The 25,585-nt window shown below is 35.4% G+C and carries 28 protein-coding genes; 14 read left to right on the plus strand and 14 right to left on the minus strand.

The features are described from left to right. Nucleotides 1-70: 70 nt before the first annotated feature. The 6 genes from SMGD1_RS07115 to SMGD1_RS07140 form a co-directional block, all read right to left on the minus strand. Nucleotides 71-901: a phosphate/phosphite/phosphonate ABC transporter substrate-binding protein gene (locus SMGD1_RS07115; protein WP_008335886.1), complete on the minus strand. Its 831-nt coding sequence runs from the start codon at nucleotides 899-901 to the stop codon at nucleotides 71-73. Between the two features lie 10 nt (nucleotides 902-911). Then, nucleotides 912-2,039, minus strand: a complete 1,128-nt coding sequence (locus SMGD1_RS07120) for an acyl-CoA dehydrogenase family protein (protein ID WP_008336552.1) — start codon at nucleotides 2,037-2,039, stop codon at nucleotides 912-914. 8 nt (nucleotides 2,040-2,047) lie between these two features. After that, nucleotides 2,048-3,307: a ferritin-like domain-containing protein gene (locus tag SMGD1_RS07125; protein ID WP_008335273.1), complete on the minus strand. Its 1,260-nt coding sequence runs from the start codon at nucleotides 3,305-3,307 to the stop codon at nucleotides 2,048-2,050. A 163-nt stretch (nucleotides 3,308-3,470) separates the two neighbouring features. Then, on the minus strand, nucleotides 3,471-4,283 hold the full coding sequence (locus SMGD1_RS07130) for an SDR family oxidoreductase (protein ID WP_008336324.1): 813 nt from the start codon (nucleotides 4,281-4,283) through the stop codon (nucleotides 3,471-3,473). Between the two features lie 101 nt (nucleotides 4,284-4,384). Further along, nucleotides 4,385-5,305, minus strand: coding sequence for a helix-turn-helix transcriptional regulator (locus tag SMGD1_RS07135; RefSeq protein ID WP_008336440.1), 921 nt, complete (start codon nucleotides 5,303-5,305; stop codon nucleotides 4,385-4,387). A gap of 9 nt (nucleotides 5,306-5,314) precedes the next feature. Beyond that, complete coding sequence (locus tag SMGD1_RS07140; RefSeq protein ID WP_316680462.1) at nucleotides 5,315-6,160, minus strand: SDR family oxidoreductase; 846 nt, start codon at nucleotides 6,158-6,160, stop codon at nucleotides 5,315-5,317. A gap of 53 nt (nucleotides 6,161-6,213) precedes the next feature. Between SMGD1_RS07140 and SMGD1_RS07145 the strand changes: the two genes are divergently transcribed. Beyond that, nucleotides 6,214-7,107 (plus strand): glycosyl transferase, encoded by an 894-nt coding sequence (locus tag SMGD1_RS07145; protein WP_008336127.1) that lies wholly within the window; start codon nucleotides 6,214-6,216, stop codon nucleotides 7,105-7,107. 113 nt (nucleotides 7,108-7,220) lie between these two features. Here the strand turns inward: SMGD1_RS07145 and SMGD1_RS07150 are convergent, their stop codons facing one another. Further along, nucleotides 7,221-7,469: a hypothetical protein gene (locus SMGD1_RS07150; protein ID WP_008337032.1), complete on the minus strand. Its 249-nt coding sequence runs from the start codon at nucleotides 7,467-7,469 to the stop codon at nucleotides 7,221-7,223. Nucleotides 7,470-7,637: 168 nt separating this feature from the next. Between SMGD1_RS07150 and SMGD1_RS07155 the strand changes: the two genes are divergently transcribed. Then, a complete protein-coding gene (locus tag SMGD1_RS07155; RefSeq protein WP_008335831.1) occupies nucleotides 7,638-8,843 on the plus strand; it encodes an MFS transporter in 1,206 nt (401 codons plus the stop codon). 6 nt (nucleotides 8,844-8,849) lie between these two features. Here SMGD1_RS07155 and SMGD1_RS07160 read toward each other — a convergent pair whose 3' ends face one another. Together SMGD1_RS07160 and SMGD1_RS07165 are read right to left on the minus strand one after the other, a co-directional pair. Beyond that, nucleotides 8,850-9,227 (minus strand): hypothetical protein, encoded by a 378-nt coding sequence (locus SMGD1_RS07160; RefSeq protein ID WP_008335434.1) that lies wholly within the window; start codon nucleotides 9,225-9,227, stop codon nucleotides 8,850-8,852. Further along, complete coding sequence (locus SMGD1_RS07165) at nucleotides 9,224-9,793, minus strand: precorrin-2 dehydrogenase/sirohydrochlorin ferrochelatase family protein (protein WP_008335853.1); 570 nt, start codon at nucleotides 9,791-9,793, stop codon at nucleotides 9,224-9,226. Before SMGD1_RS07165 ends, SMGD1_RS07160 begins: the two co-directional genes overlap by 4 nt. Nucleotides 9,794-9,922: 129 nt before the next feature. On the opposite strand from SMGD1_RS07165, the gene ahbA reads away from it, so the two are divergent. The 5 genes from ahbA to SMGD1_RS07185 are packed head-to-tail and all read left to right on the plus strand — an operon-like array spanning nucleotide 9,923 to nucleotide 12,466. Next, nucleotides 9,923-10,930 (plus strand): siroheme decarboxylase subunit alpha, encoded by a 1,008-nt coding sequence (gene ahbA, locus SMGD1_RS07170; RefSeq protein ID WP_008336155.1) that lies wholly within the window; start codon nucleotides 9,923-9,925, stop codon nucleotides 10,928-10,930. Next, a complete protein-coding gene (locus SMGD1_RS07175; protein ID WP_008335844.1) occupies nucleotides 10,930-11,313 on the plus strand; it encodes a hypothetical protein in 384 nt (127 codons plus the stop codon). The genes ahbA and SMGD1_RS07175 overlap by 1 nt, the downstream gene beginning before the upstream one ends. After that, nucleotides 11,314-11,484: a hypothetical protein gene (locus SMGD1_RS14730; protein ID WP_008341022.1), complete on the plus strand. Its 171-nt coding sequence runs from the start codon at nucleotides 11,314-11,316 to the stop codon at nucleotides 11,482-11,484. Beyond that, nucleotides 11,481-11,774 (plus strand): hypothetical protein, encoded by a 294-nt coding sequence (locus tag SMGD1_RS07180; RefSeq protein WP_008341024.1) that lies wholly within the window; start codon nucleotides 11,481-11,483, stop codon nucleotides 11,772-11,774. Before SMGD1_RS14730 ends, SMGD1_RS07180 begins: the two co-directional genes overlap by 4 nt. Then, nucleotides 11,771-12,466 carry a Rossmann-fold NAD(P)-binding domain-containing protein gene (locus tag SMGD1_RS07185; RefSeq protein ID WP_008336271.1) on the plus strand — a complete coding sequence of 232 codons (696 nt, stop codon included), beginning with the start codon at nucleotides 11,771-11,773 and terminating at the stop codon, nucleotides 12,464-12,466. The genes SMGD1_RS07180 and SMGD1_RS07185 overlap by 4 nt, the downstream gene beginning before the upstream one ends. A 22-nt stretch (nucleotides 12,467-12,488) precedes the next feature. Here the strand turns inward: SMGD1_RS07185 and SMGD1_RS07190 are convergent, their stop codons facing one another. Both SMGD1_RS07190 and SMGD1_RS07195 read right to left on the minus strand, forming a co-directional pair. Then, nucleotides 12,489-13,196: a pirin family protein gene (locus SMGD1_RS07190; RefSeq protein ID WP_008335475.1), complete on the minus strand. Its 708-nt coding sequence runs from the start codon at nucleotides 13,194-13,196 to the stop codon at nucleotides 12,489-12,491. Between the two features lie 24 nt (nucleotides 13,197-13,220). Next, nucleotides 13,221-13,556 carry a MerR family transcriptional regulator gene (locus SMGD1_RS07195; protein WP_008335820.1) on the minus strand — a complete coding sequence of 112 codons (336 nt, stop codon included), beginning with the start codon at nucleotides 13,554-13,556 and terminating at the stop codon, nucleotides 13,221-13,223. Nucleotides 13,557-13,690: 134 nt separating this feature from the next. On the opposite strand from SMGD1_RS07195, the gene proB reads away from it, so the two are divergent. From proB to putP, 3 genes are read left to right on the plus strand one after another with little or no spacing between them, the layout of a single operon-like run. Continuing rightward, a complete protein-coding gene (gene proB, locus SMGD1_RS07200; RefSeq protein WP_008335397.1) occupies nucleotides 13,691-14,482 on the plus strand; it encodes a glutamate 5-kinase in 792 nt (263 codons plus the stop codon). Between the two features lie 7 nt (nucleotides 14,483-14,489). Then, nucleotides 14,490-18,065, plus strand: coding sequence for a bifunctional proline dehydrogenase/L-glutamate gamma-semialdehyde dehydrogenase (locus SMGD1_RS07205; protein WP_008334981.1), 3,576 nt, complete (start codon nucleotides 14,490-14,492; stop codon nucleotides 18,063-18,065). A 12-nt stretch (nucleotides 18,066-18,077) separates the two neighbouring features. Further along, nucleotides 18,078-19,547, plus strand: a complete 1,470-nt coding sequence (gene putP / locus SMGD1_RS07210; RefSeq protein ID WP_008336279.1) for a sodium/proline symporter PutP — start codon at nucleotides 18,078-18,080, stop codon at nucleotides 19,545-19,547. 7 nt (nucleotides 19,548-19,554) lie between these two features. Here the strand turns inward: putP and SMGD1_RS07215 are convergent, their stop codons facing one another. The 3 genes from SMGD1_RS07215 to SMGD1_RS07225 form a co-directional block, all read right to left on the minus strand. Next, nucleotides 19,555-19,902 (minus strand): hypothetical protein, encoded by a 348-nt coding sequence (locus SMGD1_RS07215; RefSeq protein WP_008336742.1) that lies wholly within the window; start codon nucleotides 19,900-19,902, stop codon nucleotides 19,555-19,557. Nucleotides 19,903-19,971: 69 nt separating this feature from the next. Continuing rightward, nucleotides 19,972-20,166: a hypothetical protein gene (locus SMGD1_RS07220; protein ID WP_008336873.1), complete on the minus strand. Its 195-nt coding sequence runs from the start codon at nucleotides 20,164-20,166 to the stop codon at nucleotides 19,972-19,974. Nucleotides 20,167-20,215: 49 nt separating this feature from the next. Beyond that, nucleotides 20,216-21,598: a hypothetical protein gene (locus SMGD1_RS07225; protein WP_008334966.1), complete on the minus strand. Its 1,383-nt coding sequence runs from the start codon at nucleotides 21,596-21,598 to the stop codon at nucleotides 20,216-20,218. Between the two features lie 205 nt (nucleotides 21,599-21,803). Between SMGD1_RS07225 and SMGD1_RS07230 the strand changes: the two genes are divergently transcribed. From SMGD1_RS07230 to SMGD1_RS07245, 4 genes are all read left to right on the plus strand, one after another. Next, entirely contained in the window at nucleotides 21,804-22,574 is a 771-nt protein-coding gene (locus SMGD1_RS07230; RefSeq protein WP_008335658.1) for a HupE/UreJ family protein, read from the plus strand. 10 nt (nucleotides 22,575-22,584) lie between these two features. Next, nucleotides 22,585-22,950, plus strand: coding sequence for a DUF6488 family protein (locus SMGD1_RS07235; protein ID WP_008337002.1), 366 nt, complete (start codon nucleotides 22,585-22,587; stop codon nucleotides 22,948-22,950). A gap of 88 nt (nucleotides 22,951-23,038) precedes the next feature. Next, nucleotides 23,039-23,575, plus strand: a complete 537-nt coding sequence (locus SMGD1_RS07240; protein ID WP_008335706.1) for a YaeQ family protein — start codon at nucleotides 23,039-23,041, stop codon at nucleotides 23,573-23,575. Between the two features lie 63 nt (nucleotides 23,576-23,638). Then, nucleotides 23,639-25,585: a PAS domain S-box protein gene (locus SMGD1_RS07245; RefSeq protein WP_008335757.1), complete on the plus strand. Its 1,947-nt coding sequence runs from the start codon at nucleotides 23,639-23,641 to the stop codon at nucleotides 25,583-25,585.

Below are 25,585 nucleotides of genomic sequence, written 5' to 3' on the forward strand. Positions count from 1 at the left end.
TAAATCATCTGAGTACAATGGAACTCTAAAAGGTTTCAAAATTAAAGCAAGTTTTTGGTCAGATTTTTATTTAGATTTTATTTTCTAACAAATTCTGATCTTGCATAGCTTCATATAAAGCGTCATAGCCTTTTAGCTCTTCTGGAGTGATTTTAACCCATTTGTTAAGACCTTCCATAATCATCATCTTTTTGATGATAGGCTCACGCGGGTCTTGCGATAAAATCATATTGGTAAACTCTTCACACATCTGTGCATCTGCATCTGGCATAACTGTAAAGTTACAGTGACAATATCCGTCAGTTTGGTAAAAAGATTCTATTTCACCCTCTGGAAAAAGACCTTCTTCAATGATTCTTATCCATGTCGTACTTCCTATAGCACCTGCATCTATATCACCGTTCATAATTGCATTTAATACATCAAATTCACTTCTTCCAGTGTCTCCATGTTTTCCTAAGTCTGAGTTAAATCGAACCAACTCCAAATCTGTTTGCGGGTTCAATCCCTCTTTTTGTAAAAATGCATAAGGAATGATTGAAGCTTGTGCAGAATCTGAACTACCAAGTCCAAATTTCTTCCCTTTTAAATCTTCAATTGAATTAATATTTTTACTACTCTTTGCAACAAAAATTGATTTAAAATCAATATCAGTATCTCTCATAATTAAAGCTTTAGCCTTGTTTTGTGTAGCATGTGAGGTTCGAATCCATGCTACATTTGTATTCCAGGCCACATCTATCATCCCTTTTTGTAAAGCTTCGATTTGTGCTTCATAGTTTGAAAACAGAACATAGTCCAATCTTACTCCATACTCATTTGAATAGTCTCTTATAATATCCCATATAGGAACCACTTTCGCATCGTAAGCAACTGCCCCTAGCATTATTGTTTTTTTCATTTTCTTATCCTTAAGGAATTTGTTGATTAGTAATTGCTTTTCCAAGCCAAATAGATAAAACGTCTACACCTGGTGCCATTATCTGCGAAGCCAAAGAGTCTCTGAGCAATCTTTCTATTGGTAGTCTTTTTGCATAAGCTGTTCCTCCGCCAATTTTCATAGCTATAGTACACACTTCTATCGCTAGTTCAGATGCATTGATTCTTGCCGCTATTATTTGAGTCAGGGCATCTGCTTTAGCAGAAGCTCCTGAATTTGCAGCAGCCATTGTAAAATGTTTTGCACTTTGTGCTTTTAAATATATTTTTGCTAAATCATTTTGAACAGTTGGAAGAAGGCTCAAACTATCTCCGTTTGTATATTTTCTTTGCATCGCGTGGTTTGTTACAACTTCACAAGCATTTAGTGAAATACCTGCAGAAACAGAAGCTAAACCTGTTATAAAAAATGGAGCAACAACACTGAATACTTGTTCCAATCCACTTCCCTCAACACCGATTCTGCTATCTTCACCTAAACGAACATCATTTAAATTCATCGGCATAGAAACATTTCCACGCATTCCTAGTCCATCCCAACCATTCTCTTCAAAGCTCACACCTTCGTTGGTATGTGGAACTAACCAGTTATCTAATCCATCTTTGTTAAGTGTTGATGATAACACAAGGTAATAGTTCACAAATCCAGCGGCTGTTACAAAGCTTTTTCTGCCGTTTAAGATGTACGAATCGCCACTCTTACTTAACTCAATCTCTGGCTGGTAAAAATGTGTTCCTGTGCCTGTTTCGCTATAAGCTAAGGCAAGAGTAATCTCTCCCTTTGCAATTTTAGGAAGAATTTCTTCTTTGAGTTCTTTTGAACCATGCAGAACAATACACATCGTTGCAACATTATGCATCATATAAGAAAGAGCGGTCGTTGCGCAACTCTCTGCTATGGCTTGTATAACTTCCACATGCTCAACCAGACCTAATCCTTGACCAGAAAACTCTTTTGGTACAAGAAGACCCATATAACCATTGTGTTTTAAAGCATCATAGCTTTTGCTTGGAAACTCTGCTTTTAAATCAGCTTCTAATGTATGTATTGCAATATTCTCTTTTGCAAATTCTATTGTTGTTTCATATATATTTTTCATAGTAATCCTTACATAAAATTTGGTGTATGCACTTTTGAAATATCGTGCGCCAAATCTTCATCTATTCCAATATCAACCAAGCGTTTAACACGATTAATATCCATTCTTTTTTTCAACTCTGTTACAGCTTCATAGCCTTTTTTGTAACTTGCTATAGAGTCGTCTCCTCCAACAAGGGTAGACATTGCTTCAAGCAGTAGCGTTGATTCTCCATTTAACTCATCCATAAACTCTTTTCTTTTAAATGCTGCCTCTTTGAGAGCATTTATCTTTTTAGGGTTTTGTTCTAATACAGATTTTAAATGTGCCATTCCATAAGCCACATGTCTTGACTCATCACGTCTTACATATTGCAGTATTTTCTTTGTTGTAGCATCTGGCATATACTCTTCAAGAAACTTCAGTAAATCTATAAAAGTACCTTCTCCCATTACATGTAGTAAAAATGATGATTTAACATAATCGTCTTCGTTAAAAAGTGAATAAAGAGATCTTTGTGTTACGCTAGATGAGTATTGCATACCACCGCCATTAGCATGTACTCGTTTTGTAAAAACTTCTATATGCCTTGCTTCATCATTCATTAAAGAACCTAGAAACAGTGGAATCTCCGTATAGTACGGATTCATCTGTGAAATGAATTTACCAGGAATATAAAGAGCAGAAAATTCATTTTCAATAAGATAGGTCATAATTTGACAAATCGCCTGCTCAAATTTTGGGTCATAATCTGGTATTTCATTCCAAGCAATATCCGAAGTCGCATTCCATTGGGCATTTTTTGCTTCTTCATAGAGTTTTGATACAGGCTCCGCCCAGAGTTGTTCTTTATGATTTATGCCAAAATCATACTCTATGCTTCCATTTTCTATGATAGTGCCACGCCCCATTAAGCCATGATTTGGGGGAGCTTTAGGCAATATAGAGTCATTACCATGAGGATTCCAATCGGACATCTTTGGAGAATTTGTATCTATACCCTTCATTGTGAATCCAGACATTGAGTGTTGGTTAAAATGAGAAGCTTTTGTGTTTAATACTTTGTAGCAGTATTGATCTTTGAGGAGTTTTTTCTCTAGAAGCTTATACCCTTTGAGATTACACCAGCCTTGCAGTTCCAACTCAATTTTCGGGTTTGTTGAGACGATTTCTATTGTTTCGTTTTCTTTAACAAATAAAAAAGCATTTTCTAACTTGAGAAATAGTGCTTTACCTATTGGTAAATTTCCAACAAAAATGACGCCTGAGTGGTTGTTTAAATTGTTCATGTCGTGTATCCAAAATAGTTTGAAATAACACCATTTAAATCGGTAACAACTTAAGATGTTTATCTGACACGCAGATCTTTTATGAGAAAAAGTTTAACTGAAATAATATTAACATAAACTGAAATGGTAAAATTAATTTTACCATTTCAATTGTGTTATGAGCTTAGAGTCCAAAAGTCTCTTTAACCTTAAGCTCAAATGCTTCATCACTTAACTCTTTTCTCATAGGAACAAAAGTTTCAGCTTCTCCACCTACAGGTATGAAAATATTAGAGTTTTCATCTTCGATGATTTTTTTAACTGCGTCTGCTATTGGTTGAGGACTTGGTCCTTCGTTAATAGCTTTTGCAACGATAGGCACAAAGTGAGAAACAAGTTCTTTGTATGGAGAGTCTTCAGCAGTCGTCTGTGCATTTGCAACAAGCCCATTTTTAACAAAGTTTGTACCGAAAAGTCCTGATTGAATAGAGTGAACTCTGATGTTAAATGGAAGAGTCTCAAATCTTAAAGAGTCAACTATGCCTTCTACAGCATACTTTGAAGCATTATAGTGTGCTAAAAGAGGAAGACCCATCTTTCCTAAGAAAGAAGATATGTTTATGATTACTCCGCTTTTTGCCTTTCTCATGTGTGGAAGAACGGCGCGAGTAACTTTTAGCAGACCAAATACATTTACATCAAACTGGTTAAACATCTCTTCATCAGTTCCATCTTCAACTGTTGCTAAAAGACCGTAACCTGCATTATTTACAAGAACATCGATCTTGCCTTCTTTATGCATAATCATCTCTACAGCGTGGTCAATACTGGCACTCTTTGTTACGTCTATATAAATACTTTTGAGTGAAGAGTCAAAGTTAATTGCATCTGCATCTCTTGTTCCTGCATATACTGTATAACCGTTATCAGACAAAAATTCTGCAGTTAGTTTTCCCATTCCTGAGCTTGCACCTGTTATTAAAACTACTTTTGACATATTGAACTCCTATAATTAATTTACATCAAGTATATAGAAATCAAATGTTACCTTCAATGACTTTTTAGCAGTAGAAGAATTTTATTTTAGCACTGGAGGAATTATTTTTTAAGCAGGTCTTTTGGATAGACACCATAGTGCTCGTAAAAGAGTTTGGAAAAGTGTCCTTGATGTTTGTAGCCTACTTCTTTGGCAATCTCACCGATGTTAAGTAGTTGTTCTTTTAGAAGCAGGTTGGCTTTTTCAAGGCGTAGTTTTTGGACATAACCATAAATGGTAGTTTTGTACACTTTTTTAAAAATCTTTTTCAGACTTGTCTCGTTTGTAGCACATAGATGCGCTAGTATTTCGATGGTCGGGGGAGAAGCAAAACTACGCAGTAAAATGGCTTTTGAAGACCTTGAAATGCAGATTTCATCATCACTTAGTTCATCGTCTATCATATCAAGCAGATCAAACCTGTGAATCATAAATTCCAAGACATTATGCTCGCATCTAATGCTGTTCATGTGTGTATCTGACTTAGTATTTATTATCTTATCTATTATGTAAAGGCTGAGTGCATCTATGGGTTGAGTGTCGATGAGTTCACATGAGACTTCTTCTTGGACATTGTTGTACAAGAAGTTTATGACTTCACTTTGGCTCGAACTGAGGTAGCGTTTAAAAATAAAGTCGGCTATAAAAAGTACAAATATTTCCGTCTCTTTTGTCTCATTTATAGTAAGGGTTATATCTTGTCTTGATGAGGTGAAGATGCTGATGCTGTCATTTTTTACATCAAAGCATTTCTTTCCTATGTGGTCTTCTATCTTAAAGCTTCCCTTTTTAGTAACTGGGATAGCTACCATTCTGTCTAGGTTTTTTACATGAATGCTTTGCTCTTTTTGCGAGTTTAGATATATGTCAAAAAAGACTATGCCATTTGAGATATCAACTCTGGTTATATGCTCTTCTTTGTTCTCGTAACTCTTGGTTATTTTGTAGCTTGTATCGGTTATGTTAAAGAAAAAGCTATCCATGATTTGCCATTATAAGTTGTAGTGTTCTCTGACTCTTCGCTCAAAATCTTCATCACTTAACTCTTTTCGCATCGGGATGAATTTTTTAGCTTTATCGCCAATGGTCGCACGAGCAGGAAACTTGTCGTTTTCTATAATCTCTAAAATCATCTCGCCGATTTCTGAGGGAGCGTTTCCGTTGTTTATCTGATCTACTATGACAGGAGCGAGTTTAGATACAAGAGCCGAGTAAGGCGATTCTTTAGAAAAAGTATCTTGGTTTGTAACAAGGTTATCTCTAGCAAAGTTTGTGTCAAAAAAACCGGGCATAATGGAATGAACTCTTATGTTGAAGTCTTTTAACTCATAACGAAGAGAGTCTGTGATGCCTTCAACCGCGTACTTGCTTGAGTTGTACATAGTAAGAAGCGGAAGACCTATCTTGCCTAAAAATGAGCTAATATTTATAATAATCCCGCTTCTGTTTTTTCTCATAAGAGGGATGATAGCCTTAGAGACTCTAAGCGTTCCAAATACGTTTATGTTGAATTGTGCGAGCATCTCATCTTCTGTAACATCTTCAACTGTAGAGACTAAACCGTACCCTGCATTATTTACAAGAATGTCGATACGTTTATGCTCTGAGTAGATAAAATCAACTGCTTTTTGGATGTTGTCTTGGTTGGTGATATCTAACTCTAAAGGGATGATATTTTTTTGCTTTAAATCTTGGAGTTTAGATGCATCTCTACTACCGGCATAAACAATAAAATCACCCTTTGCCAAATACTCAGCAGTAGCTCTGCCCATACCGGATCTAGAGCCTGTAATAAGAACAATCTTTTTGATGCTTTCTCCTAATTCAAACTTAAGTATAAGAGTATATCATATCACTCAATAAAAAAAATAGATTTATATCAAGGATTAATATGGATTTTTTCAAGTATATTCATGCTGTGGGAACGGGACCAAAAGGTAATAGAGATTTAACATTAGAAGAGTCAAAAGACATGATGGACCAGATTTTAAATCAGAGCATCCCTAGTGAACAATCGGCTGCATTTCTTTTAGGTTGGAGACTAAAACCTGAGACTACTACAGAGTTTCGTGGAGCTATAGAAGCTTGTGATGCATATATAGAAAAAACTACTATAGCTAACTCTTTAGAGCTTGGTTATCCATTTGACGGAAAAGCAAAAAATCCTTACATCTTTCCTCTAGTAGGTAAGGTTCTTGAAGAGTCGGGACTTAACTTAGTTCTAATAGGTGATGAATTGACTCCGGCAAAAAATGGAATCACTATCAAAGACATCTGTACTAAGATAGAACTAAATAAAAATACTCACTACTTTGACCGTGCAGACTTTTTTCCTAAGATGAGTGACCTGACTGAGCTTCGTATGAAACTAGGTCTTCGCAGTGGTTTTAACACTATAGAAAAACTTCCTCGTGTTGCAAACAGTGAGTACGCTATCACAGGTGTGTTTCACAAACCGTATGTAAAAAAATATGTAGAGATATTCTCTGACAGATATAAAAGATTTGCACTTATCCAAGGAAACGAAGGAACACCTGAGCTATTTAGTAAAGGAAGACTTTGGATTTCAAATGGTGGTGATGTAGATGAGATAATAGTTGACCCTGCAAACTACGGAATCAACTACACAAAATCATGGGATGCTATAACTTTAGAAGATTCTCTAAATCAGCTAAACAATCCATCTGATGAGTACATGAAGCTCGCAAAACTAAACGCAGCTGTTTATCTTTTTGTAACTGAAAATGCTGCTAGTATTGATGAGGCTTGGGAAAAACTGAATTAAGGTTCTCTCTCGTTCCCAAGCTCCCGCTTGGGAACGCATACTTCAGTTGATTTGATTTTAATATGCGTTCCCATCGAGGACGATGGGAACGAGGATTTTAAAGTTTTGTTGGCTTAATAGAATTTTGAACAACTAATAGAAGTAAGATTACCAGAGCTTGTAGCACTTCTTTCACATACTTTAACTTCACCTGTAGTTGTATCTACTACCCAAGCTCTATGATAATTTTTATTTACAGGAGTAGTAATTTCAACTATTTGGTACCTTCCAACAGAATCTATTTTATTACTATTTTTAGAAGTATCTGCAAAAACCACAATTGGTAATATAGCAAATATTAATATACTGCATACTTTCTTCATCTTCTCTCCTTTTAATTTAGTTACTTAATATTAAAGCTAACTATTTAATCAAGTGCATTTTATATAAAATAACCTTAATTAATAAAATTTATTAATGCAAAAGTAGTATGTATGATAGTTTGGTAAACTTTCCACTATAATTACAAAAAACATATTTAAAGGCCAGAAATGGATAAGACTTCCAACCATATTAGAAACATACTGCATGGCTTTTTTCTCACTATCGGTACTACGATAGCTGAGCCTTCTACTATCTTGCCTCTTATAGTTAACTACTTTGGTGGTAGCTCGATGCTGGTTGGTTTTTTTGCAGCTCTGCTTCGTGGTGGTGCTATCGTGGTTCAACTATTTGCAGCGTTTCAGGCACAGAGTTACTCTCTTATGTTGCCTTACCTTAGACGTGTATTTATAGCTAGGTTTTTTGCATGGTTTTTTATCGGTGTGGCTATCATACTCTTTGGAGAGAACTCTCCGAACTTGACACTTTTCTCCATCGGTATCGGTCTTTTCATCTTCTCTTTTAGTGCAGGATTCGGGGCGATTTATTTTAAAGATATTATAGGCAAGATATTTTCTCATAAGTTCCGTGGAAAGACTATGGCTTATAGACAGTTTTTCAGTGGGGCAGGTGGACTTCTTAGTGGAGCTTTGGCTGGTTGGATTATTCATACTTTTGAAGCACCATACAGTTATGGATATCTCTTTATCATCAGTTCATTTATCATGGGCTTTGGCTATCTATCTTTTGGAACTATCGATGAGCCTGTAAAAGAAGAAGTAGCTAAGAGAGAGAACTCTTTTAAAAAGTTTCTTCATAACTCTTGGATAACTCTTCAAGGTGACAAAGCCTTGCAAATACAGCTAAAGACTTTTCTTTTAGCCTATGCTTATCTTATTGCGCTTCCTTTTATCATCCTAGATGCACAGACTAAAATAGAGCTTGATGGTGTTGCTATCGGTAGTCTTATCACTACACAGATGGTAGGTGCTATGCTTAGTAACTTTTTGTGGGGAAGACTTAGCGGACGTGGGTTAAACAAACTGACTGCAAACATCTCTATATCTTTGCAGATTATCGCTATCTTGGTAGCGTTTAATGCGTCTTCACTTTATGAGTATATGGCAGTCTTTTTTATGGTCGGTGCAGCTCTTGATGGAAACCGCATCGCATCTGGAAACCTTATACTCTCTATTGCACCTGCCCAAATGAGACCTGTTTATGTAGCTCTTCATATCAATGTTGTTTCGTTTGGATTGTTTTTCTCTATAGTAGGGGGAGTAATTTTACACTTTTTTAGTTACACAGTACTCTATAGCACTGCATCTGCAATGCTACTTTTGTCGTTATACTATTCTTTTAAGCTAAAAGATTAGCATCTACTAGATGCCGTAAAAGTTTTTAAGAAAAGTTCTTTCTTTCTCTGTTTCGATAAATATTTTTACAACAGTCTGGTTGTTATCACCTAGAATGATTGCATCATTATCTTTTATTACTATGTGATTTTTCCCCCACTCTTTGTTAAGCTCGTCTAAACGGTGAAGAACTTCAGCCGCACTTGGTTTTTCTTTTATACCAGTTTGAGAGTTTATGATAGTAAGTCCACCGATTCTCTTTTCCAGTTTGTATGGACTATATACTTTAATAGCTTTGTATATTCTCTCTTCTTTATCTTGTGGCATTGCTCTTTGCATTGACAGTATTCCTAATACTAAAAATCCAAAAAGTAGTCCAAATATTAACCCTTTTTTAACGCTCATCTATTGCTCCATGATTTAATATAATCTTCTGCTTTTTTATCAAGCATCTTCATTCTCTCTTTTCCCTTAGGAAGTGTGCGACGTAGGTCTTTCATCTCTTTTAAAAACTCGCTTATTCCAGTTGGAATAAGGTTTTGTAGATATATTCTTAGGTGCTTAGCCATCGCAGGAGAAGCACCAGATGTTGATATGGCGATTGTAAGGTCATCTTTTTTTACATAAGATGGAAAAATAAAGTCGCAGTAGTCCACAGAGTCAACAGAGTTACAAAGACAGTTATACTGTTTTGACTCAGCAAATATTTCTGCTTGAAGAGGAATATCATCAACTGCTACTATAACAACTGCATACTCTTTTATATCGCCGACTTTATAAGCTCTTTGCTCAAAACTTAAGTTGTTGTTTTTTATACCTTTTGCCATGTCGTCTGAAAGATCAAGTGCAATAACTGAGATGTCTTTAGTAAAATCTAAAAGATGGTCTAGTTTTTCGTAAGCTATATAGCCACCACCGACTATAAGAATTTTTTTATTGTCTAGTTTTAAAAAAGCTGGAAAATAAGCCATGTGTCTCTTTCGTATTTTTGTTGACATAATAGCATAATCTCGAAAATGACAAACTTGATGTACATCAACAGATATTAATTTAAATTAGATTACAATCTTCAAACAAAATAATCCATAAAGAATGTAAATATGAAAGATGAAATACTATCTAGAATACAGAAGAAGTTCCCTTTAGTTGCAAAACCTTTTCAAGTTATTGCTGATGAGTTAGGTATGAGTGAAGATGAAGTTTTAGAAATTCTTCAAGAGCAGAAAAAAGGCAATATCATTCGCCAGACATCTGCCATATTTGATACAAAAAGATTGGGTTATAAATCTTCTTTAGTAGCGTTTAAAGTCGCTCCAGAGAAGATAAGCGCCGCGGTTAAGATCATTAACTCGCATCCTGGAATCTCTCATAACTATGAGAGAAACCACGATTTTAACATCTGGTTTACTCTTGGTGTTGCACCTGACTCTAAACTAGGACTTGACAGAACAGTTGAGATACTTGCAGAGCTTACAGAGGCAGATGACTACATTATGCTTCCAACTCTTAAACTTTTCAAAATTAATGTTAAGTTAAACACTACTGGAAAAGATGATAAAAAAGAGGAAGTTAAAAAAGTTGTTCACACTGAGATAGAGATGACACCTCTTCATCATGCAATTGTTCGTACTGCTCAGTATGATATAGACATGGTAAGCGAGCCTTTCAAAAAGATTATTGATGAACTGAATATTGATTATGATAAATTTTTCTCAATACTTCAAGAGCTTCAAGAAGCTGGAATCATGAGAAGATTTGCATCTATACTTAATCATAGAAAAGCCGGCTTTAATGCTAACGCTATGGTTGTTTGGGATGTAGATGAGACAAATGGTGAAGACATTGGGGCAACTGCTGCTGCATTTAGTGCTGTAAGTCACTGTTACTTACGTCCTAAATATGCAAACTGGCCTTACAACCTTTTTACAATGGTTCATGGAAAAACTAAAGAAGAGACAAACAGCATCATCGCTGAGATGGCTACTGAGATAGAAGCTAAATCACATATGCCTCTTTACAGTTCTAGAGAGTTTAAAAAGATACGAATTGAGTACTTTACACCGGCTATTGAAGCTTGGGAATCAGAGTACGGGAGACTAGAAGCATAATGGAACTTTTTTTTGAACTAGAAATAGTATATATAATTATAGGAATTTTTATACTTGCTGTTACAGCTGTTGTAACAACAAGAGAGTTTATGCCTAAAGTTGCTTTTATGCGCGGGATGATAAGTGTAGTTATGCTTCTTGCTACTATGATTTCAGTACACTACTTCATGACTACTTCTCGTATGGCAGGGGTAAAAGAGATCTTTAACAATGGCGAAACTATCATCTGTGAAAATAAGATGCGTAGAACAATCTCAAGGTCAGTTCTTCTTTCTAAGGAATTAGGTTGGAGACTTGATGGTGATAAATTTAAAAATGACGATTATGAAAGAGACTTCCATTCTTCAAGATGTATAGAATTTGACGGGATAGTACCTAAGTAGATGCTAGCTATATTAAAACGTTACTCTTTAGCACTTCTGTTTCTTCTTATTGTTGTAGTTTTAATGCTCGCTGGAACTATGGGTGTTATGAGTTTTGGAGATAAGATGCTTAAAGATTCAGGTGTTGAGATGGAACCGATGAAACCAAGAGGAGAAGATTTAACCAGATGAGTTTGAGTATTATACTAACTGTTGGAATAATTTTAAGTATTGCTTTTCATTTTGTAGGTGTTTATGCAGAGGCAAAAAAGACTGTTTGGATTATGATAGTTCTTATGTGGGCAGGATCAATAAATATTGCTATGAGTGAGATAAAACCTGTTGGATATGAAGATATCAAAAAGATGAAGGGTCAGTTTGCTGACACGGATCAGTTAATAGAAGAAGCTGGTGATGAAGTCTCTGTATATGAGATGCTGGGCATCAAAAAAAGTTATCAGATAAATAATCCTAAAAAATGATAGACAAAAAGAGTGTCGGGATTGTAGGCTGTGGCTGGCTTGGTAAACCACTAGCCGAGACTCTCTCTGACGCTTTTAATGTAGAGTGTTTCTCAAGAGAGACAACTAGTGATGACTCTTCATTTTGGCATCGTGATACCATCATCGTTGCCATAAATACAAAAGACAACTACCTTGCTACACTTCAAAAAATTGCAACACTTGCATCTGCGTCTTCAAATATCATACTAATGAGTTCTATCTCTGTATATAGAGAGTTTGACACAGAGGTAGATGAGAGTGCAGTTATAACACAAATAGGACGACAGAAAGAAGCTGAAGAGCTGATGCAAAAGCTACGTGAGAAGTTAGTCATTCTACGTCTTGGCGGTCTCATGGGTGAAGACAGGATTTCTGGAAAGTGGAAGAGTGTATCTGCTTTTACTGATGGTGAGGTAAACTACATACGTCGTGATGATGTTATAGACATTACTAAAAAGATTTTAGAATATGATGTTAAAAATGGTATTTTCAATCTCGTAGCACCACTGCATCCGCTCCGCTCAGAAGTACACAAAAAAAACTCTAAGACTTTTGGTCTTGAACTTGGAACTTTTCAAGGCAAAACTTCTAGAGTTGTTTCCTCGGATGCAATAGTCAAAAAGCTCAACTATACTTTTTTGCATCCAGACCCTTTAGAGTTTTGGAACTAGTATTTCCCTAATTTATTTCTCTTTAGAGTGGTACTTCAAATAACATAAGATGTGCGTCAGCCAATGCTTTTATCGTGTAAGACTTTTTGTCTGTGATTTGAATTTCATCTCTTTTATTAAGCTCATTACCAGCTATCTCTATACTTCCATCAACTACAAAAAGTAATCGACCTTTTCCATCACTTGGAGTTGATAACTCTATAGTTACTCCAGACTTAAGTTTAGTAGTAGAGATCAAAGCATCTTGTCTCATCTTAATAGAATGTTCTCTTGCATCTCCAGATGCCAATACTACCCAGTGATTTGTCTGTTCAATAGTATTAAAATCACGTTGGTCATATAAAGGTTCTCCGCCTTTTTGATTAGGATGTATCCATATTTGAAACAACTCTGTAGTTTCACTTTGAGATGGATTGTATTCGGAATGGCGAACTCCTGAACCAGCACTCATATACTGTATTTCTCCCTCATTTATAACTCCATGATTACCTTGTGAATCACTATGCTCCAAAGAACCTTTAGTTACAACAGAGATAATCTCCATCTCTTTATGTGGATGCATTGGAAAACCTTTTCCTGCTTCTATTATGTCATCATTTATGACTCTAAGTGCTCCAAACCCCATACGCTCGGGATGGTAATACTCCGCAAATGAAAAACTAAAACGACTGTGTAGCCAGCCATGTTCAGCGATACCTCTTTGAGTGGCTCTATGAATAGTAGGAAGCATATTATCTCCTTTTACTTTATAAGGCTAAAAATCAATCTCTTCAACATCTTGACTTGAGATGGAGGCCATCTTCGTTTCAAGTATTTCTAAAAATTCATTTTTGTGTGAATCATCCATATTTTTATGAAACATATCCAGTATATATAAAATTCCATTAGCATTGATTTTTTTTACACTTGCTAAATAATGTGTAAATGCAATCAGCTTTATATCGTTAATAGAATATTGTTTTTTGGCAGATTCTTTCTTGGGAAGTAAGCCTTTTTCTTCGTATATTTTCAGTGTTCTAACCTTAGCACTTAGTAATTCAGCTATGCTGCTAAGTGGTAGAATATCTATATTATTGTCTAAAAGTGCCATCATTTCTCTTTATATTTTTTATATTATGTGATAATATTATACATAAATAATGTTTATATTTTACATGTATAATGTAAATCAAAGGAGTTTTTAGATAAATTGAATTAACTAAAATTTAGGAAAAATAATTATTTATGAGTATAGAAAACAATAAACAAAGAATTGTAATAAAAGTTGGAAGTGCAGTATTAACTGAGAATAATCAAATAGCAAAAGAGCGTATGAGGAACCTTGTACAGTTTATAGCTGAATTGAGTAATCTTTATGATGTTGTCTTAGTAACATCAGGAGCTGTAGCTGCTGGATACTCTGCTTTAAAACTAGATAAGCGTAAACAAATTGGTAAAAAAGCTCTCGCAGCAGCAGGACAGCCAATATTAATGACTAGTTACAAAAAGAAATTTGATGTTTATAAAATTGATACAGCTCAAATACTGCTTACTGAAGATGATTTTGACTCTAGAAAACGCACACATATGTTTCAGGAGATTATTAATGCCCATCTGGAAAATGACATATTACCTATAGTAAACGAAAATGATATAACTTCGACTCCTGAACAGCTTTTTGGTGATAATGACCAACTCTCAGCAAGTGTGGCAATTGCTATAGGCGCAGATATTTTAGTTATTTTAAGTGATATCAATGGATATTATGATTCAAATCCTAAAAAAAAGTATGATGCAAAACTTAGAAAAATCGTAAATAAACTTACAGCAGAAGAGTTAGAAGATGCCTCAACTCCAAACAATGAGTTTGCAACAGGCGGCATCGTCACAAAACTACTAGCAGCTAACCTTATGATGAAAAAAGGAAGAGAGATGCTTTTATGTAATGGATTTGATCTTTCAGCAGCAAGTGACTATCTAATAAAAGGTGAGCATACTGAATGTACACTCTTTACTACAAAAGTCCCAGAGATTTAAGTTAAGTATGAGCATAAGCAATAAGCAATATTCAGATGCAAAAGATATAGCAAAAGAGTGGCAGAAGCAGATATCTAAAACTAGAGTAAAGTCTGAGAAAAAGTTTCATGAGACTATGGCTCGAATGCTAAAAGATCCTTTAAATAAAATATTTTTAATTGAACTGCTAGATCAGAGTTTTCGCTCAAATAATCCACATCGCATCGCAAATCAGCTTGAATACATCTTTGAGAAATATGCTAATACTTCATTTTTTAGCGATTTTGAAGAAGCACTTGTTTGGTTATTTAGACATGCTGGTATATATATGCCTAGTGTTTCTGTACCACTTTTTATACTCTACTTAAGAAATGATATCAGTTCTGTAGTTATCAAGGGTGAAGACAAGTATCTGATGGGGCATCTAAAAAAAAGAAAAGCAGAAGGTACTAGAGTAAATATCAATATCATAGGTGAGATGGTTCTTGGTGAAAAAGAGGCTAACGAGCGTATTGAAAAATATAAAACTGCACTTCGTAATCCGGAGATTGATTACATATCTATAAAAATATCTACAATTTTTTCACAAATAAATCCTTTGGCTCATAAGTGGAGTGTTAAAGAACTCTCAAGTCGATTAGAACTTATATATGATGAAGCAATGCAAAACACTTTCACTGACAGAGACGGCAAGATCTCGCAAAAGTTTGTAAACTTGGATATGGAAGAGTATAAAGATGTGCATCTGACTATAGATGTTTTTAAAGAGACTCTCTCTAAAGAAAAATATTTCTCACTATATGCAGGTATTGTCATTCAGACATATATACCAGATGCACTGGAACTTGTAAAAGAACTCTCTCTTTGGGCAAAGTTAAGAGTAAAAAAAGGCGGGGCTCCTATTAAGATAAGAGTAGTTAAAGGTGCAAACCAAGAGATGGAGATGACTGAGGCTAGTCTGAGAGGATGGCATTGCGTAACTTACGATGAAAAGGCACAAAGTGATGCTAATTATAAGATAGTTCTTGACTATCTTCTCTCTCCTGATATAGCTCCATCTGTTCATACCGGTTTAGCATCTCATAACCTTTTTGACCAAGCTCTTGGAATGTTACTCGCTCGCGAGAGATTACTTGAAGAGTACTATAGTGCAGAGATGCTCGAAGGTATGAGTGAAACAGCCTATAGAATGTTAAAAAATGAAGGTCTTAATGTAGTTTTATATGCACCTACAGCAACTACAAAAACTTTTACAAATGCCATAGCCTACCTTGTTCGTCGTTTTGATGAGAACACGGCAGAGCAAAATTTTCTGCGTCATAGTTTTGGACTTGAAGTCGATACTCCTGAGTGGGAAAGACTTGTAGGAAGTTATAAAAAGTCCATCGAGATGCTAGATGATATAGAACTTATTCCTCATCGTACTCAAGACAGAAATAGCGAAGAGTTTATAAATGCTATAGGTGATGAGGTTTATGAGTTTAAAAATGAGCCTGATACAGATTTTGCACTTGCCAGTAATATTAGATGGGCTGAGAAAATCAGAGATAAATGGAAAAACATAGGAGCAAATGGCGGTTATCACGCAAGCTCTGTGATAGGCGGAAAAACTCTAGAGCATGGAGATGCTATAGAAGTTATTGATAAATCACAATACCATGAAAATGTAGTGCTCGGGAGTTATAAAAAAGCAGCTATACAGGATCTTGAAGATGCTGTAGAAATTGCAAAAGATGATCCTGATGGATGGAGAAAAACAAGCATAAACTACAGAGAAAAAATATTGATGAGTGTGGCAAATGAGTTTAAAAAAGACAGAGCTGACCTGATCGGTATAGCGGCTGCAGAAGTTGGAAAGGTATTTTCAGAGACTGATGTTGAGATTTCTGAGGCCATAGACTTTTTAAACTTTTATCCATACAGTGTGCAAAAAATCTCAAAACTTGAAGGTGTCAAACTATCAGCTAAAGGAGTAGGGCTGGTAGTTAGTCCATGGAACTTTCCTATTGCTATTGCTGTTGGTGGAATTGCTGCTGCACTCGCTAGTGGTAATACGGTGATACTAAAACCTGCATCTGTGTCTGTACTATGTGCACACCGTTTATGTGAGTGTTTCTGGAGGGCAGGTATTAGTAAAAACACTCTTCAATTAGTCATAACTGATGGAGAAAGAGCCGGAGAGCATCTGATACCAAACCCTGATATTGATTTTGTAATATTTACAGGTGGAGAGTCAACTGCATATGAGATGCTGAAAAAATGTCCAAGTCTGCATCTAAGTGCTGAGACCGGAGGGAAAAATGCAACTATAGTCACATCTCTTGCAGATAGAGATCAGGCTGTAAAAAATGTGATTCAGTCTGCATTTAACAACTCAGGACAAAAGTGTTCTGCAACATCTCTGCTAATTCTTGAAAAAGAACTATATGTTGATAAAAAATTTAGGGCGATGCTCCTAGATGCAGCAGAGTCACTTGAAGTGGGCTCGGTTTGGGATTTTAAAAATAAAATAGGAACACTTAGTTCTAAAGTAAGCGGAAATCTAGCTAAGTCATTAGAGTTTCTTAGTGAGGATGAAGAGTGGTTACTAAAACCTTCGTATGCAGATGAGAATAATCCATATCTTTTAAAGCCTTCCATCAGATGGGGCACACACCCTGGAGGATTCACGCATCTAAATGAGCTTTTTGGACCTGTTCTGAGTGTAATGAGTGCCGATGATATTTATGAGGCTATTGAGATTGTAAATGAAACGGGATATGGACTCACATCCGGGATAGAGAGTCTTGATGAGAGAGAACAGAAAATTTGGCGAGAGAAGATAAAAGCAGGAAATCTTTACATAAACCGAATGACAACAGGGGCTATTGTAACTCGTCAGCCTTTTGGCGGAATGGGTAAGTCAGCTATAGGAAGTGGTAAAAAAGCAGGCGGATTCAACTATGTGGCTCAATTTATGGATATAGCTCATGACATTACGCCACTCACTCAAAAAAGCAATCATCCATATTTGCAAAGACTTGAACAACTAATACAAAAAGAAGAGCAGTATAAGATGACTCTTGAGAGTGTATATGAGACAGCTAAAGGATTTGCTTACTGGATAGAGAATGAATTTAGCAAAGAGCATGATTATACTAATATTCGTGGTGAGAGTAATATCATAAGGTATTTAAGTGTTGAGAATATTATTCTTAGATTTGAAAACAGTGACTCTCTTTATGAGATGCTCTCATCTATCTGCGCAGTTAAGATGAGTGGTGCAAAGTTGCAGCTTTCAATTGCTGAAAATATACGAGTAGAAGCATCTGATTGGATTAAAAAGTATGTTGATACTTTAATTGATGATAATGATATTGTAAGCTTTGAAGATCAAGAAAAGCTTATAGCTCATATTAAAACTACCAAACGAGTTAGATTTCTAAAACCTAGCTCAGTGCAAGATACAATATATGAAAAGATTGTTGATGAAGCACTTCATATTGCATCTGAACCTTTTGTATCACACGGAAGAATAGAGCTTATGCACTACTATGTTGAGCAAAGCATATCAAATAGTTATCATCGTTATGGAAATTTAGGTTTTATAGGTTTGCCAAAGTAAAAAAGGAAAATAATGGAAATACCCGTACTAGTATCTTTTGTAGGATATATGCTTGTCATGGTTGGAATTGGTCTTTACTTCTTTTTTAAAACTTCTGACCTTAGTGATTACATACTGGGTGGTCGTGGCTTGGGACCTGGAGTAACTGCTCTGAGTGCAGGAGCATCAGATATGAGCGGATGGTTGCTTTTAGGACTGCCAGGGATGATGTACAGTGATGGAATTGTCGGGAGTTGGATAGCTGTAGGATTGGTAATTGGCGCTTATTTAAATTGGCACTATGTCGCAAAACCTCTACGTGTATATACTCATCACTTAAATGATGCTATTACGATCCCGGATTATTTTTCATCTCGTTTTAAAGATGATGCAAACACTCTGCGTATAGTTACAGCAGTTGTGATTTTACTATTTTACACTCTCTATACATCTTCTGGTTTAGTTGGTGGTGCAAAACTTTTTGAGGCCACATTTCATCTTGATTATTCTATGGCATTGCTTGTTGGGAGTTTTATTATAGTCTCATACACATTTCTGGGAGGTTATAACGCTGTAAGCTGGACAGACTTTATTCAAGGTATCTTGATGATGTTAGCTTTAGTTGTAACTCCTATTGTTGTCATATATGAAATCGGTGGAGTTAGTGAAGCATTAAGTTTAATAGAACAGGCTAATCCGAGTCATCTTGATATAATAAGCGGAACTTCATTTATAAGCATACTATCACTCTTGGCATGGGGACTTGGATATTTTGGGCAACCACATATTTTGGTGCGCTTTATGTCAATTCGACATGAAGATGAGATGGAAAAAGCAAAGCTTATAGGTATGAGTTGGATGGGTATCTCTATAATTGGTTCGCTCTCAGTTGGTTTTTTCGGTTATGCTTATGTTTTGGCAAGTGGAATAGAGATTCAAGATAGTGAAAAGATATTTATCACTCTTTCTCAACTGCTGTTTAATCCATGGATTGCAGGTTTTTTACTTGCCGCGATATTGGCAGCGATTATGAGTACGGTAGATTCTCAGCTGTTAGTTTCATCTTCTGTGCTTACAAGAGATATTTACCATGCAGTGATTAGAAAAAATGCTTCAGACAAAGAGTTGGTCTGGGTTGGACGTGGGACGGTTATTGTTATTGCAATAATAGCCTGGTATTTATCTAGCGATAGAAATTCAAGTGTTTTACAGTTAGTCTCCTACGCTTGGGCTGGATTTGGTGCAGCTTTTGGTCCACTGATACTCTTTAGTCTTTATAGCAGTACGATTACAAGAACAGGGGCTATAGCCGGGATGCTAACTGGTACCATAAGTGTAATAGTATGGAAACAGTTAGAAGGCGGTATATTTGATCTTTATGAATTGCTTCCGAGTTTTATCTTTGCATCTATAGCAATCGTAGTATTTAGCAAAAAAAGCATCAGCTGTCCTGAGTATGTTAGAAAAGCATTTAAAGAGGTACATGAGCGACTTAAAAAATAATGTTTATTTAAGAGATGAAATCATAACCTTTTTTAGTAAGTACCAGAGTTACACCATCTTCTTGTACTTCTATAAAACCATAATCTTTTAGTTCTTTCATCGCTTCTGCTAAAGCACTGTCTTGTTTAGAGTCTAGTTTTTTTATAATATTTGTAACTACATCTCCTTTTGTCATAATTTGACCAATACTTCTGTTCTTTTTAAACCAAGCCATAAACATATCTTTTACTTCATTTTTAGGAGCTACGTCTATTTTTTTCTCTTTAGGAGAAGATTTTCTTCTGCTATTGTTGTTATTACTATTTTTTGGAAAAGGTTTTGCATTATTGTAGTTTTTTTTAGGAGAGGGGTTCATACTTTGGCCTTATGATTGTGTGATTTTTTAATTTCGGCATTGTCACATAATATTGCTAAATAAATAGAATTAGTTACTTCTTGCAAGGGCTGCAAAGTCAATTGTTTGGGATTTTTCTTCCTTAGCTTTTTTGTCTTCTTCAAAACTTCCTGTGCTAAAGATGTACTCACTGCTTTTTAGAGTACATCCTTTCATCCCAGGTACGCAAGGTTTTTTTACAAGTTTGCATTCGCCTTTATAATCATGCTGACAAGTCCAACCCATAGTGCGCCTTTAAAATTTATTATTTTAAAATTATAGCAAATTTTATTTCTTAGTTGATATTTCCGTTGTTATCAACTTTAAGTAGGTATAGATCTTTGCTGTTGTTATCTTTAGATGTTATATAGCCAGTCACTACAAAACCATCTTTGACTTTTGCCAAGGCATGTCCTTTATCGTCTCTATCTCCACCATAATTTCTAGTCCAAACTACATTTCCGACTTTGTCTATTTTTAGCAGATAAACATCACTGTTATAGCTATGAGTTTCATTTGTATAGCCTACGATTACATAACCATCATCTACTTCAACTATGCCATTACCCTCTTCATGTTCTTTTGAACCGTAGTGGTATTGCCAAACTTTGTTTCCGTCTTTGTCTATCTTTACAACATAGATGTCTTTTTGGTTTCTGTGGTCACTGTCTGTTGTGCCTACTATTATATAGCCGCCATCTTTAGTCTGAATTATTTGGTTTGCAACTTCATCATAACGAAATCCAAAAGCATTGTGCCAGATTCTGTCTCCATCTTTATTTAGCTTTATAACATAAGAGTCTTTTCCGCCATTACCCCAAGTATCAGTTTCTCCTGCAAGAACATAACCGTCACTGACAGATATAATAGAGTTGGCTTTTTCTACCTTGTTTCCGCCATATCGTTTGATACCATTTCTTTGTCCATCTGTGTTAATCGCATTGAGGTAAAAGTTGATTTCTGAGTCGAAGAATTTCACATGATCTTCATACCCTGCTATTAGCAGATTATTATCACTTATCTTTATCATGTCATTACCGATATAGTAATCATCTTTGTCAGAGTAGTAACCTTTTTGCCATCTTAGGTTGCCATCTTTAGATATCTTGGCAAGATATAAACTTTGGATTCTGTTTCCAAAACTGCGAGTAGTCCCGCCAAGTATAAAACCATCATCTACTTCAACTACCGCTTTAGCTGAGTCAACTCCACCACCGCCATAAGCTCCACTCCAAATCTTGTTGCCGAAGTTGTCTACTTTAACAACATAGGCATCATCTTGTCCCTTACCAAAACTCTCAGTCTTTCCAACAAGTAAAAATCCATCGCTTAATGGCAAGATAGCATTTCCTTCCTCACTATATCTTCCTCCATAGCTTTTCTCAAACGTAGATTTTGTGTTGGCTCTTTGAGCAATAGCATCTAAAGATTTTTTATCTGAAAAACCATTGATATTTACACCGTTTTGAGTATATACAATTTTGCACCACTGGGCATCATCGTGAGTGTTAAAACAGTGTTGTGTCTCAACCTTGCCTTTGTCTAGAGAGACGGTTGCTACGATGTTTGATTGAGGATTCTTCTCAGAAAATATTTGAAGAAAGACTCCCTCATTTGTCTCAATAACTGCTGATAACAATGCAGATGCAAATACCAATACCAATATGACTAATTTCATGCTAAACTCCAGAGTTAAAATAATAATATATTATATGATACTCAAATATTCTATAAAAATATGTGATAATTAATGTTAAATGATATTTCTTTTGTGATATGTTTAGATTCTACAAAACTAGCGGTTGAATATACTATGCTATGCTTTTGGAATGAAAAAAAAATTAATGATTATTTTATTACTTTTACAATTATCAAGGAACTAAATGAAAATATTTTTTCTACTTATTGCATCTCTGTTTTTTAGTGCTGTTGCTTATGCACATGGCATCTCAGAAGCAGATAAGCAGGCGATGATAGATGGCGGAAACCTTCGCTACATCTGGCTTGGCGCCACACATATGTTGAGTGGATATGATCACTTGCTATTTCTATTTGGAGTTGTCTTTTTTCTGACAACTACAAAGGATATTATTAAGTTTGTGACCATATTTACAATCGGACACAGTATTACGCTAATATTTGCTACCTTTATGGGTATTAATGCAAATTACTATCTTATAGATGCAGTTATTGCGATTAGTGTTATTTATAAAGCATTTGACAACAACAAAGGCTTTGGAAACTATCTTGGGGTTAAGTCTCCAAACTTACTGGTTATGGTTCTTTTATTTGGACTTATACATGGTTTTGGACTATCGACAAGACTGCAACAGTTGCCATTAGGTGAGCAAAACTGGGATATGTTACTAAGAATTATCTCATTTAACGTAGGTGTTGAGCTGGGACAGATTATTGCTCTGATCTTTATGCTGGTAGTACTTACACAGTGGAGAAAGAGAAAATCTTTCCTTAGACTTAGTAAAGTTACAAACCATGCTCTAATGTTTGCAGGTTTTATGCTTTTACTTATGCAACTACACGGTTACCTTCATACAACAAATGAAGAGGAATTTGGATTTAACAAGGATGCTCACCAGCATATTCATATGGATATGGAAGCTAAACAAAAAGAGTATATTTACGACTCACTATAAAAGGATAAAAATGAAAAGATTAATAAAAACAGCATTAGTTACAGCATTTGTAGCATCTACATCACTATTTGCAGGTTCAGGACACTCACATGGCGAGCATGGACATTCTCACGCACATGAGCAAGCAGCAGTTAGTGAAGCTGATATAAAAGATATTGCAAAACAAAAAGTAAACACTCTGGTAAAACAAAAAAAAATAGCTAAAAGTTGGGTAAATAGTCCTGTAGATAAGATGGAACTGGCTAAAGTCAACTACAAAAAAGATTGGGTAGTTAGTTTTAAAAACACTAAGATAGCAAAGGAAAATAGACAGACACTATATGTGTTTGTAAATAGAAATGGTATGGTAAAAGGTGCTAACTACACAGGTAAATAAATACAAAAGCAGTCTACAGCCCTTGTAGGCTGTTCTCTCTTGCGCTATACTCTCACAACTAATAAGTATAACTACCTCAAGGAAGATTATGGCTGCAAATGCAACTATCTACAAAGCCTCACTTAATATCGCTAATATGGATTGTCATTACTACGGTGAGCACAACCTTACTCTAGCTCAACATCCTTCTGAAAATGATTTTCGTTTGATGATTCGCTTGGTAGCTTTTGCTCTTAATGCTGATGAACATTTGGTTTTTTGTAAAGGAATTGCTCAAGATGATGAACCTGATTTGTGGAAAAAGGCTTTAGATGGAGAGATTAAACTCTGGATTGATTTAGGTCAGCCTGATGAGAAACGGATTAAAAAAGCTTGTGGTCGTTCTGAGAAAGTAATCATCTATACTTATCAGGAAGGAAGTGCATCTGCATGGTGGAAACAGTCTCAGAAACTTCTAAATCGTTTTAAAAACCTCTCTGTAGTTTATCTAAACATTGATGGTGACATAGAGATGTTAACAAAAAGAGCAATGACTCTCTCATGCAATATGAGTGATGAAGAACTTACTGTTCTTGACGATGAAAACAGTGTAATAATTACACAAGAGAGATGGAAAGAGGCATAGAAAAGTTTTAAGATAGATGTAAAACAATTTAATTATTATGTGAGTGTGCTATAATAATTTATTATGAAAAAAACAATCACTTTTTTAGCAAACCTTGGCTTCTGGCCGTTTGTAATCGGATTTACTGTTTTAGCTATTATTTTTTCAGAAATAATGGCGATTATTCAAAGTTATTGGCTGACGGGTGAGTTTTTTGATACAAATCTTTTAACGATAAGTTTTATAACTCCTGCGATTGTTGGATTTATTATTTTCGTTTTGATGGCTTATTTAATATCCCATCTTAAGAATTTAGAAGATTCAAAAGATGAAATTCTATTTCTTCAAAAAGAGACTAAGGATAAACTTCACATTGAAAAAGAACGTGCACGTCAGTACCTTGATATTACCGGGACAATGATTGTAGCACTAGATAGAGATGCTAATGTTGTTTTAGCAAACAAAGAAACATGTAAAGCGCTTGGATATAAATCAGAAAATGATTTACTAGGGAAAAACTGGTTTAAGGAATCTCTACCGGATTCAGTATATGAAACAGTTAAGGAACTTTTTCAAGATATTATTGGTGGAAACATCATGCCTTATAAAACATACGAAAATGAACTTCTTTTTATTGATGGAAAAAGCAGGCTAATAGAGTGGAATAATGAGCATATCAAAGACATAAATGGAAATATAATAGGTGTACTCTCTTCAGGAAGGGATATCACAGAGTCTAGAAAAGATGAAGAGAAACTTAAAAAAAGTGAAAGTTATCAACGCGCACTCTTGGATAGCTTCCCTTTTCTTGTCTGGTTAAAAGATACTCAGAGTAATTTTTTAGCTGTAAACAAATCTTTCGCCAAAGCAGCCGGACTTGATGACTCATCAAAGCTTATCGGTAAAAATGATCTAGATTTTTTCCCAAAAGATTTGGCAGATGCTTATCGTGCTGATGATAAAGCAGTTATGGGTACATTGAAAAAGAAAGAGCTAGAGGAACTCATCGAATATGATGGTGAGAGAAAATGGTTTGAAACATATAAAGCTCCTATTTTGAATAAAGAGGGACATCTCTTTGGCACGGTAGGCTTTGCACGAGATACTACTGAATATAAGCAGAACAAAGACAGACTGAAACTATCCGCAAGTGTATTTACATACTCACATGAAGGAATTGTTATCACAGATGTTGATAATAATATCGTTGATGTAAATGAAGCATTTATGTCAATAACAGGATACTCTAAAGTTGAAGTGCTTGGTAAGAATCCAAAAATCTTTCAATCCGGGCGTAATGATGATGACTTCTATAAAAAAATGTGGAAGTGCCTTATGCAAGATGGTTCTTGGCAAGGTGAATTGTGGAATAAAAATAAAGCCGGAGAAGAGTATGCTGAGCACTTGACGATTAGTGCTGTTTATGATGATAATCAAAAAGTTCAAAACTATGTTGCCATTTTTACGGATATTACAGAGCAAAAAGCTCAGCAGGAACGACTCGAACATATGGCTCATTATGATATGTTAACAAATCTGCCAAACCGTGTTTTATTTTCTGACAGAATGCATCAAGCGATAGCACAAACTGCTAGAAGAGAACAAAAAATAGCTGTTGCATATATCGACCTTGATGGCTTTAAAGAGGTAAATGATAGATATGGACATGATGTTGGAGACAAACTACTTATACTCTTAGCGGAGCGTATGAGTAATCTGCTTCGTGAAGGTGATAGCATCTCTCGTGTCGGTGGAGATGAGTTTGTTGCTCTTTTGATTGATATTTCAGATAAAGAATCTGTTATATCCTTTTTGAAACGTCTGCTTGAAGTCACATCACAAGCAGTTGAGATTGATGATTTATCTCTGAATGTTTCAGCGAGTATAGGAGTTACATTTTACCCACAAAAAGAACTCTTAGATGTTGACCAAATCATAAGACAAGCGGACCAGGCTATGTACAGAGCAAAGCTCTCTGGTAAAAATTGCTATAATATTTTTGATTTACAAGATTATTTTATAGATGCGTAA

Origin of the sequence: Sulfurimonas gotlandica GD1, from assembly GCF_000242915.1 — a bacterium.
Lineage (GTDB): Bacteria > Campylobacterota > Campylobacteria > Campylobacterales > Sulfurimonadaceae > Sulfurimonas > Sulfurimonas gotlandica.